Genomic DNA, 16,456 nt, shown 5'->3' with positions numbered 1-16,456 from the left:
GCGGCATCTGGTGTGTCTGGCTCGCGCGCAGTTGGGGGCTGTCTATCGCAGGTCTATCGCGATCGGTGCGTAGCAACGACAAAGACCTGGACTCAGTGGGACTGGGTCCAGGTCTTCATGCTTGGCACTCGTGCAGGTCAGCGGGTGTTTCACGCTGGTCCAGCAGGAGTGCCCCCGGCAGGATTCGAACCTGCGCACACGGCTCCGGAGGCCGTTGCTCTATCCCCTGAGCTACGGGGGCGTGTCGTTCGCGTTGCGGCGACGGGTTGAACACTACCAGCTTCCGCAGGGTGATCAGGAACGGATTACGGGCCTGGGGGACGTGCGTCGCCCGGAGGGGGTGGAAGTGGCAAAAACCCGGACGCGGGGGCTTAGGCGGACCTACTCTCGAGTTGTGCCAGGCGCCTCGGGCCGGGTGCTTGTTGTCGACGACAACAAGGTCATCCGGCAGCTGATCAAGGTCAATCTCGAGCTGGAGGGCTTCGAGGTCGTGACCGCGAACGATGGTGCCGAGTGCCTGGACATCGTGCATCGCGTGTGTCCCGACGTGATCACCCTTGATGTGGTCATGCCCCGGCTGGACGGGTTCGGGACCGCCGCGCAGTTGCGTGCCGATCCGCGGACGCGGCATCTGCCCCTCGCCATCGTCAGCGCCTGTACGCAGCACGAGGTGGAGGCGGGCATCGCCGCCGGGGTGGACGCGTTCCTCGCCAAGCCCTTCGAGCCCGCCGAGCTCGTACGGGTCGTACGCCGGCTCGTCGAGCACAAGGACCGGCGCGAGCGGAAGGGTGCGCCGGCCGGGCGCGGCAGGGGGTAGGTGCGGGTGGTGGCGGTCACCTGTTCACATGGCGAAACCGTTCGCGGGATGGGCGGGCTTCTCCCCTAGGCTGGTCCCGTGACCCCCGCCGACCTCTCCAGCACCGTCGCACGCGCCGTGCGCCGCGCCGTCGAGGACGGGGAGCTGCCCGCCGAGACGGGTGTGCCCGAGCGGATCGTCGTCGAGCGGACCCGGCCCGGCGGGGCGGGTGACTACGCCAGCCCCGTCGCGTTCCAGGTCGCCCGGTCCGCCGGAAGGGCCCCCGCCGAGGTCGCCCGGGTGATCGCCGAAGGTCTGGCCGCGGAGCCCGGGCTGGTGCGCGTCGAGATCACCGGCGCCGGGTTCCTGAACTTCACCCTCGCCTCCCGCAGCGCCGCCGGGCTCGTCCGCGAAGTGCGCTCGCGCGGACGGCGCTACGGGTACGCGGCCGACGCCGTCGAAGCCGAGCCGTTCTGCCGGGCCCCCGCCGCCGAGTTCCGCCGGCGCGCCGTCCACGAGGCCGTCGTACGCATCCTGTGCAGCCAGGGTCAGGGTCAGGGCCAGGGAAGCCGAGACGGCGGCGCGCCGCCCGCCGTCGCCCCCGTCGCGCGCCGCGACGGCGACGTGGTCGCCGCCTACGGGCGGGACGCCGCCACCTGGGCCGTGCTCGCCGTTCCGGCCCGCGAGACCCCCCAGTTCGGGGCCCGGCTGCTGGTGCAGGACGAGTCCAGCGAGTTCTTCCTCGTGCGGTACGCCCACGCCCGCGCCGAGGCGCTGGGCCGCGCCGCCGCCCGCCTCGGCTTCCACGCCGAGCCCGCCGAGCCCGGCGAGCCCGCCGAGCCCGGCGAGCCCGGCGAGTCCGCCGACTCCGCCGACTCCGCCGAGTCAGCCGAGTCCGCCCACGCCCCCGCACTGCTCCGGCTCCTCGCCGAGTACCCCCTCGTGCTGGAGGCCGCCGCGCACCGGCGGGCGCCGGAGCAGCTCGTCCGGTTCCTCGTCCGCGTCGCCGACGAGCTGCTCGATTTCCAGCACTGCGTGCTGCCCAAGGGGGACGAGAAACCCTCGGCCGCCCACCGCGCCCGGCTGGCTCTCGCCGAAGCCGCCGGGACGGTGCTGGCCGGCGGCCTGGCCCTGCTCGGCATAGACGCACCTGACTGCCTGTGATCTGCGAAGAGAGATACCGATGAGCCGTTCCGCGCACCCCGCCGGGCCCCGCCACGCCGACGTCCTGCCCGAGGGCCACTACTCCCCGCCGCCCGCCGACCTCAACGCGCTCGACGAGAAGGTCTGGGCGCGGACCGTGCGGCGCGACGGCGACGGGGTGGTGACCCTGGGGGGCATCCCCGTCACCTCCCTCGCCCAGGAGTTCGGGACCCCCGCCTACTTCCTCGACGAAGAGGACTTCCGGGAGCGCTGCCGGGCCTGGGCGCACGCCTTCGGGCCCGACGCCGACGTGTTCTACGCGGGCAAGGCGTTCCTCTCCAAGGCCGTCGTGAAGTGGCTGCGGGAGGAAGGGCTCAACCTCGACGTCTGCTCCGGCGGTGAGCTGACCACCGCCCTCGCGGCCGGCATGCCCGCCGAGCGGATCGCCTACCACGGGAACAACAAGTCCGTCGCCGAGATCACCCGGGCCGTCACCGCCGGCGTCGGCCGCATCGTGCTCGACTCCTTCCAGGAGATCGCCCGCGTCGCGCACATCGCCCGTGAGCTGGGCGTACGCCAGCCCGTCCAGATCCGCGTGACGGTGGGCGTCGAAGCGCACACGCACGAGTTCATCGCCACCGCGCACGAGGACCAGAAGTTCGGCATCGCCGTCGCCGACGGCTCCGCCGCCGAGGCCGTACGGCGCGCCCTCGGGCACGACAGCCTCGACCTGCTCGGCGTCCACTCCCACATCGGTTCGCAGATCTTCGACATGGCCGGCTTCGAGGTCTCGGCGAAGCGCGTGGTGCGGCTGCTGGCCGCCGTACGGGACGAGCACGGCGTCGAGCTGCCCGAGATCGACCTCGGCGGCGGCCTCGGCATCGCGTACACCTCCTCCGACGACCCGCGCGAGCCCCACGAGATCGCCAAGGCCCTGCACGAGATCGTCGCCCGCGAATGCGAGTCCGCCGGGCTGCGCGCGCCCCGCATCTCCGTCGAGCCCGGCCGCGCCATCGTCGGCCCCACCGCCTTCACCCTCTACGAGGTCGGCACGATCAAGCCGCTCGAAGGGCTGCGCACGTACGTCTCCGTCGACGGCGGCATGTCGGACAACATCCGCACCGCCCTCTACGACGCCGAGTACGCCGTCACCCTCGTCTCCCGCGTCTCCGACGCCGAGCCCATGCTCGTCCGCGTCGTCGGCAAGCACTGCGAGAGCGGCGACATCGTGGTGAAGGACGCCTTCCTGCCGGCCGACCTGGCCCCGGGAGACCTCCTCGCCGTACCCGCCACCGGGGCGTACTGCCGCTCCATGGCCAGCAACTACAACCACGCCCTGCGCCCGCCCGTCGTCGCCGTGCGCGACGGGCAGGCCCGCGTGATCGTCCGGCGCGAGACGGAGGAAGATCTCCTGCGTCTCGACCTCGGATGATCCGGTTATTTCAGGGAGAAGCCCCCATACCCCCAAAATAGGTGTCTCACTCAATGGACCGAGGATGGAAAGTCCTGTCCATTGAGTGAGACTGGTTGAGACCCGGCGGGCAATACCGCACGCCGGGTGGTGATGGAAGATCGAAAGGCGTAGGTCGAATGATGCGTACGCGTCCGCTGAAGGTGGCGCTGCTGGGCTGTGGAGTGGTCGGCTCAGAGGTGGCGCGCATCATGACGACGCACGCCGACGACCTCACGCAGAGGATCGGCGCGCCCGTCGAGCTCGCCGGCGTGGCCGTGCGCCGCCCCTCCAAGGTGCGCGAGGGCATCGACCCCGCCCTGGTCACCACCGATGCGACCGCCCTCCTCAAACGCGGCGACATCGACGTCGCCATCGAGGTCATCGGCGGCATCGAGCCCGCCCGCACCCTCATCACCACCGCGTTCGAGCACGGCATCTCCGTCGTCTCGGCGAACAAGGCGCTGCTCGCCCAGGACGGCGCCGCGCTGCACGCCGCGGCCGAGCAGCACGGGCTGGACCTGTACTACGAGGCCGCCGTCGCCGGCGCCATCCCGCTGGTCCGCCCGATGCGCGAGTCCCTCGCCGGCGACAAGATCAACCGGGTGATGGGCATCGTCAACGGCACGACGAACTTCATCCTCGACAAGATGGACTCCACCGGCGCCGGGTACCAGGAAGCGCTCGACGAGGCCACCGCCCTCGGGTACGCCGAGGCCGACCCCACCGCCGATGTCGAGGGCTACGACGCCGCCGCCAAGGCCGCGATCCTGGCCGGCATCGCCTTCCACACCCGGGTCCGCCTCGACGACGTCTACCGCGAGGGCATGACCGAGGTCAGCGCCGCGGACTTCGCCTCCGCCAAGCGCATGGGCTGCACCATCAAGCTCCTCGCCATCCTGGAGCGCGCCGCCGACGGCGAGTCCGTCACCGCCCGCGTCCACCCGGCGATGATCCCGCTCAGCCACCCGCTCGCCTCCGTCCGCGAGGCGTACAACGCCGTCTTCGTCGAGGCGGAGGCCGCCGGGCGGCTCATGTTCTACGGGCCCGGCGCGGGCGGTTCTCCGACCGCCTCGGCGGTCCTGGGCGACCTCGTCGCCGTCTGCCGCAACAAGCTCGCCGAGGCAACGGGGCCCGGCGAGTCGGCCTACACCCAGCTGCCGGTCAGCCCCATGGGCGACGTCGTCACCCGGTACCACATCAGCCTCGATGTGGCCGACAAGCCGGGCGTCCTCGCCCAGGTGGCGACCACGTTCGCGGAGCACGGTGTCTCCATCGACACCGTGCGGCAGCAGGGCAAGGACGGCGAGGCCTCCCTCGTCGTCGTCACCCACCGCGCGCCCGACGCCGCCCTCTCGGGGACCGTTGAGGCACTGCGGAAGCTGGACACCGTGCGCGGTGTCGCCAGCATCATGCGTGTTGAAGGGGAGTAAGGACCCATGAGCAGCAATCGCACCCACCAGTGGCGCGGCATCATCGAGGAGTACCGGGACCGCCTGCCGGTGACGGACACGACTCCCGTGGTCACACTCCGCGAGGGCGGTACGCCCCTCGTTCCCGCGCAGGTGCTCTCCGAGCGCACCGGCTGCGAGGTCCACCTCAAGGTCGAGGGCGCGAACCCCACCGGGTCCTTCAAGGACCGCGGCATGACCATGGCCATCACGAAGGCCAAGGAGGACGGCGCCCAGGCCGTCATCTGTGCCTCCACGGGCAACACCTCGGCCTCCGCCGCCGCGTACGCGGTGCGCGCCGGGATGGTCTCGGCCGTCCTCGTGCCCCAGGGCAAGATCGCGCTGGGCAAGATGGGCCAGGCGCTCGTGCACGGCGCCAAGATCCTCCAGGTGAACGGCAACTTCGACGACTGCCTGGACCTGGCCCGCGCGCTGTCCGACAACTACCCGGTCGCGCTGGTCAATTCCGTCAACCCGGTGCGCATCGAGGGCCAGAAGACGGCCGCGTTCGAGATCGTGGACGCGCTCGGCGACGCCCCCGACATCCACGTGCTGCCCGTCGGCAACGCCGGCAACATCACCGCGTACTGGAAGGGCTTCAAGGAGTACAAGGCCGACGGCCTGGCCTCCCGTACGCCCCGCGTGTGGGGTTTCCAGGCCTCCGGCTCCGCGCCGATCGTGCGCGGCGAGATCGTCAAGGAGCCGCACACCATCGCCACCGCGATCCGCATCGGCAACCCGGCCTCCTGGGACTACGCGCTCGCCGCGCGCGACGAGTCCGGCGGCTTCATCGACGAGGTGACGGACCGCCAGATCCTGGCGGCCTACCGCCTGTTGGCCGCGCAGGAGGGCGTCTTCGTCGAGCCCGCCTCGGCCGCGTCCGTGGCCGGCCTGCTCAAGGCCGCCGAGCTGGGCCTGGTCGACCCCGGCCAGAAGATCGTGTGCACCGTGACCGGAAACGGCCTCAAGGACCCCGACTGGGCCGTCGCCGGCGCTCCGCAGCCGGTCACCGTCCCGGTGGACGCGGAGGCCGCGGCCATCCGCCTCGGCCTGGTCTGACCCACCCCCGAGTCGCCCCGAGTCGCCGGATTCCGCAGAGCCCGCGGAATCCGGCAACTCAGGTCGTACGGCACATAAGTCAACGGCATTCGGCGGAATCCACCGGAAGGCGCCGACACGCATCGTGCGCCTCCTGTGCGCCCTATGTCGCGAGAGAACCTTCCTTCGATAGGCTGTACTTACATCCGCCACCGCGCATATGTCCGTGGTGCTGCCCAGAGGGCCTTCGGGTGTCGTACGTTCTCCAGTACATTCGCAGCGAGCCAGCGAAGATCTCGTCTCGCACAGTCACAAGGAGTGTCATCGGACGATGGCCGGTCCAGCGTTCCGCGCCGCCGCCGTACGGGTGCGCGTCCCCGCCAGCAGTGCCAACCTCGGCCCGGGTTTCGACGCCCTCGGCCTGGCCCTGGGGCTCTATGACGACGTCGTCGTCCGGGTGGCCGACTCCGGCCTGAACATCGACATCGCGGGCGAGGGCGCCGACACCCTCCCGCGGGACGAGAGCCACCTGCTCGTACGCTCCATGCGCACCGCCTTCGACCTGCTGGGCGGGCAGCCGCGCGGCCTTGAGGTCGTCTGCGCCAACCGCATCCCGCACGGCCGCGGCCTCGGGTCCTCCTCCGCCGCGATCTGCGCCGGCATCGTCGCCGCCCGCGCCGTGACCATAGGCGGGGAGGCCAAGCTCGACGACGCGGCCCTGCTGGAGCTGGCCACCGAGATCGAGGGCCACCCCGACAACGTCGCCGCCTGTCTCCTCGGCGGCTTCACCCTCGCCTGGATGGACGGCGGCAGCGCCAAGGCGATCCGTATGGAGCCCGCCGATTCCATCGTTCCGGTGGTCTTCGTCCCCTCCAAGCCGGTCCTGACGGAAACCGCGCGCGGCCTGCTGCCGCGCAACGTCCCCCACGTGGACGCGGCCGTCAACGCGGGCCGCGCGGCCCTGCTCGTCGAAGCCCTGACCAGGCGTCCCGAGTTGCTGCTGCCGGCCACCGAAGACCGGCTCCACCAGGAGTACCGGTCCCCGGCGATGCCGGAGAGCGTCGCACTCGTCAACCGGCTGCGGGCGGACGGCATCCCCGCGGTCATCTCCGGCGCGGGCCCCACGGTCCTCGCGCTGGTCGACAACGGCGCGGCCGACAAGGTCGCGCAGCTCGCGGGCGAGGGGTGGGCGGCGAACCGGCTCGCCCTCGACGCCGCGGGCGCGAGCGTCCTGCCGCTGGGAAACCAGGGCGGCTAGGCCGTAGGGGCATACCCGCCGGGGGCGGGCGGCCAGGGCAGGCCGCCCGCGCTGCAGGCGCGATTGCCGGTGATTGAGAGGGGGAATATCTGTTGGATCCGGTAGTGTTAGTCTCAAGTGCGCATCCGAAGCCGCCATGGCTCGGTGCTCAGTGTCCCCATCCGGGACCACCTTTCTTCCGGGAGCCTCCCCGACTGCTTTGATCGCTGCCAGCAGTTTCGAGCACGCTCCGGAATCGGCGTGACATTCCCACGCTTCCAGCTCGGGGGCTTCTCGCCGGAACCACCCATGCACGTTTCTTTCCGCCGTTCCTCTTTCGGCGGACCACCGCCCCGGCCGCGGCCCATGACCCATCAAGCCATGGACCGTTGTCGGACAGCACAACCGGTCGCCGAGCCAGACAGGCCGACGTCCGCTCCAGGGAAGGACCCTTCGTGAGCGACACCACCGATCTGATGGGCGCTGCCGACACCACTGTCGACACCAGTGCCCCCGCCGCGGGCGCCGCCCCCAAGCGTCGCCGCTCCGGCACCGGCCTCGATGGCATGGTCCTGGCCGAGCTCCAGCAGGTTGCGTCGGGCCTCGGCATCAGGGGCACCGCGCGGATGCGCAAGAGCCAGCTGATCGAGGTCATCAAGGAGGCGCAGGCGGGAAGCGGCGCCCCCAAGGCCGCGGCTCCCGCCGCCGACGCCGCCGAGGCCAAGCCGAAGCGCCGCGCCACCAGCAAGGCCCGTACGGGTGAGGCCGCCGCCGAGGCGCCCGCCGAGAAGCCCGCCGCGCAGGCACAGATCGAGATCCCGGGCCAGCCGTCCCCCAAGCTCTCCGAGCAGGGAGGGACCCCCGCCGACGACGCCCCGGCCGGCGAGCGCCGCCGCCGTCGGGCCACGGCCCCCTCCGGCAGCCCGGAGACCGCGGCCCCCGCCGCCGTGCAGGTCGAGGCCAAGACCGAGACCGCCACCGCCACCGCGACCGCTCCGGCCGAGACCAAGGCCGAGGCGGCCACCGCCGTCTCAGCGCCCGCCCAGGAGGGCGAGGGCCGCGGCCGGCGCGACCGCCGCGAGCGCGGTGACCGTACCGAGCGCGAGGGCGGCCGGCGCGACCGCCGCGACCGCGGCGCCAAGGCCGACGACCAGGGCCAGGGCGCCCAGGGCCAGGGCCAGGGCCAGGCCGGCCAGGGTCAGGGCGGCGGCCAGGGCGGCCAGGGCCAGGGTCAGGGCGGTGGCCGCGGCGACCGCCAGGACCGCCAGCAGCAGGGCGGTCGCCAGGACCGCCAGCAGCAGGGCCGCCAGGACCGTCAGGCTCCCCAGGGCAACGGCCCCGAGGACGATTTCGACGACGAGGGCGGCCGTCGCGGCCGTCGGGGCCGCTACCGCGACCGCCGCGGCCGTCGTGGCCGTGACGAGTTCGCGCCGAGCGAGCCGCAGGTCGCCGACGACGACGTCCTGATCCCCGTCGCGGGCATCCTGGACATCCTCGACAACTACGCGTTCATCCGGACCTCGGGCTACCTGCCCGGCCCGAACGACGTGTACGTCTCCCTCGCCCAGGTCCGCAAGGCCGGTCTGCGCAAGGGCGACCACACCACCGGTGCCGTGCGCCAGCCCAAGGACGGCGAGCGCCGCGAGAAGTTCAACGCCCTCGTGCGTCTGGACTCGGTGAACGGCATGGCGCCCGAATCCGGCCGCGGCCGCCCGGAGTTCCAGAAGCTGACCCCGCTGTACCCCCAGGACCGGCTCCGTCTGGAGACCGACCCGGGCGTGCTGACGACCCGCATCATCGACCTCGTGTCGCCGATCGGCAAGGGCCAGCGAGGCCTGATCGTGGCCCCGCCGAAGACCGGCAAGACCATGATCATGCAGGCGATCGCCAACGCGATCACCACCAACAACCCCGAGTGCCACCTGATGGTCGTCCTGGTCGACGAGCGTCCGGAAGAGGTCACCGACATGCAGCGGTCGGTCAAGGGCGAGGTCATCTCCTCGACCTTCGACCGCCCGGCCGAGGACCACACCACCGTCGCCGAGCTGGCCATCGAGCGCGCCAAGCGCCTCGTCGAGCTCGGCCACGACGTGGTCGTCCTGCTGGACTCCATCACCCGTCTGGGCCGCGCGTACAACCTCGCGGCGCCCGCCTCCGGCCGCATCCTGTCCGGTGGTGTCGACTCGACCGCGCTGTACCCGCCGAAGCGCTTCTTCGGCGCCGCGCGCAACATCGAGGACGGCGGCTCGCTGACCATCCTGGCCACCGCGCTGGTCGACACCGGCTCGCGCATGGACGAGGTGATCTTCGAGGAGTTCAAGGGCACCGGCAACATGGAGCTCAAGCTCGACCGCAAGCTCGCCGACAAGCGCATCTTCCCGGCCGTGGACGTCGACCCGTCGGGCACCCGCAAGGAGGAGATCCTCCTCAACAGCGAGGAGCTCGCCATCGTCTGGAAGCTGCGCCGGGTGCTGCACGCGCTCGACTCGCAGCAGGCCATCGAGCTGCTGCTCGACAAGATGAAGCAGACGAAGTCGAACGCCGAGTTCCTGATGCAGATCGCCAAGACGACCCCGTCGGGCAAGAACGACGACTGATCCGTCGATCCGTCGCCGTACACGGCACCACGGAACCGCCCCCGCCGCAGCCGCGGCGGGGGCGGTTCCGTCTTTTCCGCCGCTGCGAGCTTCGCCACACTCGCGGCTTTCGCGCACCCGCCCGCCGTGCCTCGCGTGCCCTGGTAAAACCGCAGGTGGGAGCGGTGTGCCGGAAGGCGGAAGGGCCATTGGTCCCGCAGTGGCCGCCACAGTGCCCCCGTACGGGCACCCCTTTCGGCCGTGGAACCCTGGACGCCATTCGTCCGTCTGTGTTCAGAGGGAACGTACTCAGGGACCGAGGAGAGCATGAGCGAGGACAGCACGGGCGGCGGCAGGCGTGCCGCGGGCCGGCGCCGACGGAAACCGCCGAAGCGCCGCAGGGCCCTGGTCATCGCCGCGTGGAGCGCCGCCGGAGTGGTCCTGCTGGGCGGGGCGGGTCTCGGCTGGTTCTACTTCCACCTGAACGGGAACCTCAAGACGGTCGACATCGACCAGGCGCTCGGCACCGACCGGCCGCAGAACGTGGACAACGGCTCGATGGACATCCTCGTCCTCGGCTCCGACTCGCGGGGCGGCGCCAATTCCGAGTACGGACGGGACGACGGCGGCTCGGCCCGCTCCGACACGGCGATGATCGTCCACCTGTACGAGGGCCACAAGCAGGCCACCGTCGTCTCCATACCGCGCGACACCATGGTCAACCGGCCGGCCTGCACGACGGCCGGCGGCAAGACCGACCGCGGCAGCTCGCGCTCCCAGTTCAACGAGTCGTTCACCATCGGCGGGGCCGCCTGCGCGGTCAAGACCGTCGAGAAGATGTCGGGGATCCGCATGGACCACTACATCGAGGTCGACTTCACCGGCTTCAAGAAGATCATCGACAACCTTGGCGGCGTCGAGCTCACGACCAACAAGCCGATCAAGGACGGATCGAGCCACCTCGACCTCCCGGCCGGCGCGAACAAGCTCAACGGCGAGCAGGCCCTGGGCCTCGTACGGACCCGCAAGAGCGTCGGCGACGGCTCCGACCTCGGCCGAATACAGCTCCAGCAGGCGTTCATGAAGGCCCTGATCAAGCAGGTCAAGGGCATCGGCCTGTTCGACAACCCCAAGCGGCTGCTCGACCTCGCCGACACGGGCACCAAGGCGCTCACCACCGACAAGGCGCTCGGCGACGTGAAGTCCCTCATGGGCTTCGCGCAGAGCCTCCAGGGCATCGACGCCCAGAACATGAAGATGATCACGCTGCCGGTGACGCAGGACGCGCGCGACCACGACCGCGTCGCCCCGCTCGCCAAGGAGTCCCAGCTGGTCTGGAACGCGCTCCTGGCCGACCAGCCGGTCCCGGCCGAGGCCACCGCCAACTCGATGGGCGACAAGGGCACGGCCGGCCAGATCGTGCAGTGACCAGCAAAATGCCTGGTCACACGCTTTTCGCGGGGGAGCGGAATAGATGACGGACCCCTCTCGTTGAGGGAGGCGTCCTCAGAATTTTGACAGGCAGCCCGGTCCTGGCAGACTGGTCTGTCGGCCCCGGTTCACGCAGTGCGCAATTCGGCTCCTGCGACCCGGCGCCCTCCCGAATCTAGGAGACACCTTGAAGCGCGATGTTCACCCCGAGTACGTCGAGACCCAGGTCAGCTGCACCTGTGGCGCGTCGTTCACCACCCGTAGCACCCTGACCGAGGGCACCATCCGTGCCGAGGTCTGCTCCGAGTGCCACCCGTTCTACACGGGCAAGCAGAAGATCCTCGACACCGGTGGCCGCGTCGCCCGCTTCGAGGCCCGCTTCGGCAAGGCTGCCGGCTCGAAGTAGCGAGCCCCCGGCGCCGGACCCCGGCTGCACCCTGTCCAACACGGGGGCAGCCGGACCGGCGCCTTTGTCGTCCCGCAGCCCTTTTTCGCACTTTTCACTTCAGGAGCCCCCGATGTTCGAGGCGGTCGAGGAACTGGTCGGCGAGCACGCCGACCTTGAGAAGAAGCTCGCCGACCCTTCGGTCCACTCGGATCAGGCCAACGCGCGCAAGCTCAACAAGCGCTACGCGGAGCTGACCCCGATCGTCGCGACCTTCCGTGCCTGGAAGCAGTCCGCCGAGGACATCGAGACGGCGAAGGAGTTCGCGGCCGACGACCCCGACTTCGTGGCCGAGGTGAAGGAGCTCAGCGCACAGCGCGAGGAGCTCACCGAGAAGCTCCGCCTGCTGCTGGTCCCGCGCGACCCCAGCGACGACAAGGACGTGCTCCTGGAGGTCAAGGCGGGCGCGGGCGGCGACGAGTCCGCCCTGTTCGCCGGCGACCTGCTGCGCATGTACCTGCGCTACGCCGAGCGCGTGGGCTGGAAGACCGAGATCATCGACGCCACCGAGTCCGAGCTCGGCGGCTACAAGGACGTCCAGGTCTCCGTCCGCACCAAGGGCGGCAACGGCGCCACCGAGCCCGGCCAGGGCGTGTGGGCCCGGCTGAAGTACGAGGGCGGCGTGCACCGCGTGCAGCGCGTTCCGGCCACCGAGTCCCAGGGCCGCATCCACACCTCCGCCGCCGGCGTGCTCGTCACCCCGGAGGCCGAGGAGGTCGAGGTCGAGATCAACCCGAACGACCTGCGCATCGACGTGTACCGCTCGTCGGGCCCCGGCGGCCAGTCCGTCAACACCACCGACTCGGCCGTGCGCATCACGCACGTACCGACCGGCGTGGTCGCCTCCTGCCAGAACGAGAAGAGCCAGCTCCAGAACAAGGAGCAGGCCATGCGCATCCTCCGGTCGCGCCTGCTGGCCGCGGCCCAGGAGGCCGCCGAGCAGGAGGCCTCCGACGTGCGCCGCAGCCAGGTGCGCTCCGTGGACCGCTCCGAGAAGATCCGGACGTACAACTTCCCGGAAAACCGGATCTCGGACCACCGGACCGGCTTCAAGGCGTACAACTTGGACCAGGTGCTCGACGGCGACCTCGATCCGATGATCCAGGCCTGCGTCGACGCGGACTCGGCCGCCAAGCTGGCGTCCGCGCACTGATCCGGGCCGCACGGCCCCGCAGGACCCGTACCGCCCCCGCAGAACCCGTACCGCCCCGCACCACCCCCGTACGACAGCAGCCCGGAGGACCAGCGTGAACTTGCTGCTTGCCGAGGTGGCCCAGGCCACCCAGCGGCTGGCCGCCGCCGGCGTGCCCTCACCGCGCTTCGACGCGGAGGAGCTCGCGGCCTTCGTGCACGGCGTCAAGCGGGGGGAACTGCACCACGTCAAGGACGCGGACTTCGACGCCCGCTACTGGGAGGCCGTCGCCCGCCGCGAGGCGCGCGAGCCGCTCCAGCACATCACCGGCCGCGCCTTCTTCCGCTACCTGGAGCTCCAGGTCGGGCCCGGGGTCTTCGTGCCCCGGCCCGAGACCGAGTCGGTCGTGGACTGGGCCATACACGCCGTCCGCGCGATGGACGTCGTCGAGCCGCTGATCGTGGACCTGTGCACCGGCTCCGGCGCCATCGCGCTGGCCATGGCCCAGGAGGTGCCGCGCTCGCGCGTGCACGCGGTGGAGCTGTCCGAGGACGCCCTGCGGTGGACCCGCAAGAACGCCGAGGGATCGAGGGTCACCGTCCACCAGGGCGACGCGCTGCGCGCCCTGCCGGAGCTGGACGGCCAGGTCGACCTGGTGATCTCGAACCCGCCGTACATCCCGCTCACCGAGTGGGAGTACGTCGCCCCCGAGGCCCGGGACCACGACCCCGAGATGGCCCTGTTCTCCGGCGAGGACGGCCTCGACACCATCCGCGGCATCGAGCGCACCGCGCACCGGCTGCTGCGGCCCGGCGGGATCGTCGTCATCGAGCACGCCGACACCCAGGGCGGCCAGGTTCCGTGGATCTTCGCCGAGGAGCGGGGCTGGGCCGACGCCGCCGACCACCCCGACCTGAACAACCGCCCGCGCTTCGCCACCGCCCGCAAGGCGATGCCGTGACGCCCCCGACCCACCCCTCCACCCCCCAGCTGCACGAGGAGTCCCGCTGATGGCCCGGCGATACGACTGCAACGACGCGACGGACCGCAAGACGGGTCTGCGCGAAGCCGCATCCGCCGTGCGCCGCGGCGAGCTCGTCGTGCTGCCCACCGACACCCTCTACGGGATCGGCGCGGACGCCTTCAGCGCGGAGGCCGTCGGCGACCTGCTCGCCGCCAAGGGGCGCGGCCGCAACATGCCCACCCCCGTCCTCATCGGCTCCCCGAACACCCTGCACGGGCTCGTCACGGACTTCTCCGAGCAGGCCTGGGAGCTCGTCGACGCCTTCTGGCCGGGCGGTCTGACCCTCGTCGCCAAGCACCAGCCCTCGCTGGCCTGGGACCTGGGGGAGACCCGCGGGACCGTGGCCGTACGGATGCCCCTGCACCCCGTCGCGATCGAGCTGCTGACCGAGGTGGGCCCGATGGCCGTGTCCTCGGCGAACCTGACCGGGCACCCGGCGCCCGAGGACTGCGACGCGGCGCGCGAGATGCTCGGCGACTCCGTGTCCGTGTACCTGGACGGCGGCCCGACCCCGAGCACGCTGCCGTCGTCGATCGTCGACGTCACCGGGAAGGTTCCCGTGCTGCTGCGCGAGGGGGCGCTGACCGCCGAGCAGCTGCGGGAGGTCGTACCCGACCTCGAGGTGGCCCCGTGAGCCCTGAGGGGCGTGGCATAGCAAGCGGGCACACCTCCGGCGGGAGCCACGGCTGGGGGGACTCCCACCCGGCGGGCGCCGGCGGGGACACGTTCCGCATCCTCCACGTCAGCACCGGCAACGTGTGCCGCTCGCCGATCACCGAGCGGCTGACCCGGCATGCGCTGGCGCACCGGCTGGGCGGCATCCCGGTCGGCGACCTGATCGTGGAGAGCGCGGGGACGTGGGGCCACGAGGGGGCCCCGATGGAGGCGAACGCGGCGGCCGTGCTCGCGGACTTCGGGGCGGACGCCACCGGGTTCACCGGGCGCGAGCTGCTGGACGAGCACGTCATACGGGCGGACCTGGTGCTCACCGCCACGCGGGACCACCGGGCCCAGGTCATCTCGATGGGGCATTCGGCGGGGCTGCGGACGTTCACGCTGAAGGAGTTCACCCGGCTGGTCCGGGCGATAGATCCGGCCACGCTGCCGCCGCTGGACGACGGGGTCGCGGAACGGGCCCGAGCCCTGGTACGGGCTGCCGCCGCGCTCCGCGGATGGCTGCTCGCGCCCTCGCCGGACGCGGACGAGGTGTACGACCCTTACGGGGCGCCGATCACCTTCTTCCGCTCGATCGGCGACGAGATCAACCAGGCGCTGGACCCGGTGGTCACGGCCCTGACGGGCGTCAACGCCCGGTACTGACGGCCCTCGCGGCCCCTCGCCGGCCCGGACCCCGGCACCTCGGACGCCGGTCGGGACGAAATCGGGCGCGGTGGGACGGGGCGACCTAGAGTGGGGCTATTCGGGACAGCCCACTGGAGTCGCGCCATGAGCGTCATCACCCCGCCCTCGGACCTGCTGCGGCAGCAGGATCCGCAGATGGCCGACGTGCTCGCGGGGGAGGCGCGCCGGCAGGCCGACACCCTGCAGCTGAGCGCCGCCGAGAACTTCACCTCGCCCGCCGTGCTGGCGGCCCTCGGCTCGGCGCTCGCCAACAAGTACGCCGAGGGCTACCCGGGCCACCGCTACCACGGCGGCTGCGAATACGCCGACCTGGCCGAAGGGCTGGCCGTCGAGCGGGCCCGCGCGCTGTTCGGGGTCGAGCACGCCAACGTACAGCCGCATTCCGGTTCCGCCGCGGTGCTGGCCGCGTACGCCGCCCTGCTGCGGCCCGGGGACACGGTCCTCGCGATGGGGCTCCCGTACGGCGGCCACCTCACGCACGGCTCGCCGGCCAACTTCTCCGGCCGCTGGTTCGACTTCGTCGGCTACGGCGTCGACGCCGAGAGCGGCCTGATCGACTACCGGCAGGTGCAGGACCTCGCCCGGCTGCACCGGCCGAAAGCCATCGTCTGCGGCTCGATCTCCTACCCGCGCCACCCCGAGTACTCCGTGTTCCGGGAGATCGCCGACGAGGTCGGGGCCCACCTCATCGTGGACGCCGCCCATCCGATCGGGCTCGTCGCGGGCGGAGCCGCGCCGAGCCCCGTCCCGTACGCCGACATCGTCTGCGCGACGACGCACAAGGTGCTGCGCGGTCCGCGCGGCGGGATGGTCCTGTGCGGGTCCGAGTTCGCCGAGCGGATCGACCGCGCCGTCTTCCCCTTCACCCAGGGCGGAGCCCAGATGCACACCATCGCCGCCAAGGCCGTGGCCTTCGGCGAGGCGGCGGGCCCCGCGTTCACCACGTACGCCCACCGGGTGGTCGCCAATGCCCGGGCGCTGGCCGACGAGCTCGCCGCCCACGGCTTCGCGGTGACGACGGGCGGCACCGACACCCACCTGATCACCGCCGACCCGGCGGCGCTCGGCCTGGACGGCCCCACCGCCCGCGGCCGGCTCGCCGCCGCCGGGATCGTGCTGGACACCTGCGCCCTCCCGTACGGGGACCAGCGCGGGATCCGGCTCGGCACGGCGGCCGTCACCACCCAGGGCATGGCGGAGCCCGAGATGGCCCGCATCGCCGCGCTGTTTGCCGCCGCACTGCGCGGGGAAGGCGCGCAGACCCGCCCGGAGGTGGCCGAGCTGACGCGCGGATTTCCCCCGTACGGGGCGTAACAGGGACAAGCGGGGCGTACTGCAACCGGGATAGCGCCCCCTCGCGTCCTCGGTGAG

The 16,456-nt window shown here is 71.7% G+C and carries 14 protein-coding genes and 1 tRNA gene; 14 read left to right on the top strand and 1 reads right to left on the bottom strand.

From position 1 onward, the window contains the following. Positions 1–169 precede the first annotated feature (169 nt). Positions 170–241 (bottom strand) — tRNA-Arg (locus ACFYXV_RS01745). Between the two features lie 72 nt (positions 242–313). Between ACFYXV_RS01745 and ACFYXV_RS01740 the strand changes: the two genes are divergently transcribed. The 14 genes from ACFYXV_RS01740 (at position 314) to glyA (ending at position 16,399) form a co-directional block, all read left to right on the top strand. Beyond that, a complete protein-coding gene (locus tag ACFYXV_RS01740) occupies positions 314–817 on the top strand; it encodes a response regulator (protein ID WP_385471542.1) in 504 nt (167 codons plus the stop codon). 78 nt (positions 818–895) lie between these two features. Then, positions 896–1,960 carry an ArgS-related anticodon-binding protein NrtL gene (nrtL, locus tag ACFYXV_RS01735; RefSeq protein WP_389381770.1) on the top strand — a complete coding sequence of 355 codons (1,065 nt, stop codon included), beginning with the start codon at positions 896–898 and terminating at the stop codon, positions 1,958–1,960. Positions 1,961–1,979: 19 nt separating this feature from the next. Next, the gene (lysA, locus tag ACFYXV_RS01730) at positions 1,980–3,371 is read left to right on the top strand and encodes a diaminopimelate decarboxylase (RefSeq protein WP_383347841.1); all 1,392 of its coding nucleotides are present in this window, start codon (positions 1,980–1,982) and stop codon (positions 3,369–3,371) included. Between the two features lie 161 nt (positions 3,372–3,532). Beyond that, entirely contained in the window at positions 3,533–4,822 is a 1,290-nt protein-coding gene (locus tag ACFYXV_RS01725; RefSeq protein WP_383347870.1) for a homoserine dehydrogenase, read from the top strand. Positions 4,823–4,828: 6 nt separating this feature from the next. Then, positions 4,829–5,899 (top strand): threonine synthase, encoded by a 1,071-nt coding sequence (gene thrC, locus ACFYXV_RS01720; RefSeq protein WP_389381769.1) that lies wholly within the window; start codon positions 4,829–4,831, stop codon positions 5,897–5,899. A gap of 310 nt (positions 5,900–6,209) precedes the next feature. After that, positions 6,210–7,136 carry a homoserine kinase gene (gene thrB / locus ACFYXV_RS01715; protein WP_048476407.1) on the top strand — a complete coding sequence of 309 codons (927 nt, stop codon included), beginning with the start codon at positions 6,210–6,212 and terminating at the stop codon, positions 7,134–7,136. Positions 7,137–7,570: 434 nt separating this feature from the next. After that, positions 7,571–9,712, top strand: coding sequence for a transcription termination factor Rho (gene rho / locus ACFYXV_RS01710; protein ID WP_389381768.1), 2,142 nt, complete (start codon positions 7,571–7,573; stop codon positions 9,710–9,712). Positions 9,713–10,018: 306 nt separating this feature from the next. Then, entirely contained in the window at positions 10,019–11,119 is a 1,101-nt protein-coding gene (locus ACFYXV_RS01705) for an LCP family protein (protein WP_385473978.1), read from the top strand. Between the two features lie 190 nt (positions 11,120–11,309). Then, positions 11,310–11,528 carry a 50S ribosomal protein L31 gene (rpmE, locus tag ACFYXV_RS01700; protein WP_030153765.1) on the top strand — a complete coding sequence of 73 codons (219 nt, stop codon included), beginning with the start codon at positions 11,310–11,312 and terminating at the stop codon, positions 11,526–11,528. Between the two features lie 112 nt (positions 11,529–11,640). Continuing rightward, positions 11,641–12,720: a peptide chain release factor 1 gene (gene prfA, locus ACFYXV_RS01695; RefSeq protein WP_383347828.1), complete on the top strand. Its 1,080-nt coding sequence runs from the start codon at positions 11,641–11,643 to the stop codon at positions 12,718–12,720. A gap of 94 nt (positions 12,721–12,814) precedes the next feature. Continuing rightward, complete coding sequence (gene prmC, locus ACFYXV_RS01690; protein ID WP_030857135.1) at positions 12,815–13,660, top strand: peptide chain release factor N(5)-glutamine methyltransferase; 846 nt, start codon at positions 12,815–12,817, stop codon at positions 13,658–13,660. 49 nt (positions 13,661–13,709) lie between these two features. Continuing rightward, entirely contained in the window at positions 13,710–14,357 is a 648-nt protein-coding gene (locus ACFYXV_RS01685) for an L-threonylcarbamoyladenylate synthase (protein ID WP_054224695.1), read from the top strand. Beyond that, on the top strand, positions 14,354–15,043 hold the full coding sequence (locus ACFYXV_RS01680; protein ID WP_385473981.1) for a protein-tyrosine-phosphatase: 690 nt from the start codon (positions 14,354–14,356) through the stop codon (positions 15,041–15,043). Before ACFYXV_RS01685 ends, ACFYXV_RS01680 begins: the two co-directional genes overlap by 4 nt. Before the next feature lie 126 nt (positions 15,044–15,169). Continuing rightward, positions 15,170–16,399, top strand: a complete 1,230-nt coding sequence (gene glyA, locus ACFYXV_RS01675; RefSeq protein WP_385473983.1) for a serine hydroxymethyltransferase — start codon at positions 15,170–15,172, stop codon at positions 16,397–16,399. The last annotated feature ends 57 nt before the right edge of the window (positions 16,400–16,456 follow it).

Origin of the sequence: Streptomyces sp. NPDC002181 (assembly GCF_042890485.1) — a bacterium.
Lineage (GTDB): Bacteria > Actinomycetota > Actinomycetes > Streptomycetales > Streptomycetaceae > Streptomyces.
This window is presented reverse-complemented; position numbering and strand designations above follow the sequence as displayed.

Excerpts from the sequence above, each read along its gene's own strand:
- lysA (WP_383347841.1), top strand. The coding sequence starts at position 1,980 with ATGAGCCGTTCCGCGCACCCCGCCGGGCCCCGCCACGCCGACGTCCTG.
- ACFYXV_RS01725 (WP_383347870.1), top strand. The coding sequence starts at position 3,533 with ATGCGTACGCGTCCGCTGAAGGTGGCGCTGCTGGGCTGTGGAGTGGTC.
- thrC (WP_389381769.1), top strand. The coding sequence starts at position 4,829 with ATGAGCAGCAATCGCACCCACCAGTGGCGCGGCATCATCGAGGAGTAC.
- thrB (WP_048476407.1), top strand. The coding sequence starts at position 6,210 with ATGGCCGGTCCAGCGTTCCGCGCCGCCGCCGTACGGGTGCGCGTCCCC.
- ACFYXV_RS01705 (WP_385473978.1), top strand. The coding sequence starts at position 10,019 with ATGAGCGAGGACAGCACGGGCGGCGGCAGGCGTGCCGCGGGCCGGCGC.
- prfA (WP_383347828.1), top strand. The coding sequence starts at position 11,641 with ATGTTCGAGGCGGTCGAGGAACTGGTCGGCGAGCACGCCGACCTTGAG.
- ACFYXV_RS01685 (WP_054224695.1), top strand. The coding sequence starts at position 13,710 with ATGGCCCGGCGATACGACTGCAACGACGCGACGGACCGCAAGACGGGT.
- glyA (WP_385473983.1), top strand. The coding sequence starts at position 15,170 with ATGAGCGTCATCACCCCGCCCTCGGACCTGCTGCGGCAGCAGGATCCG.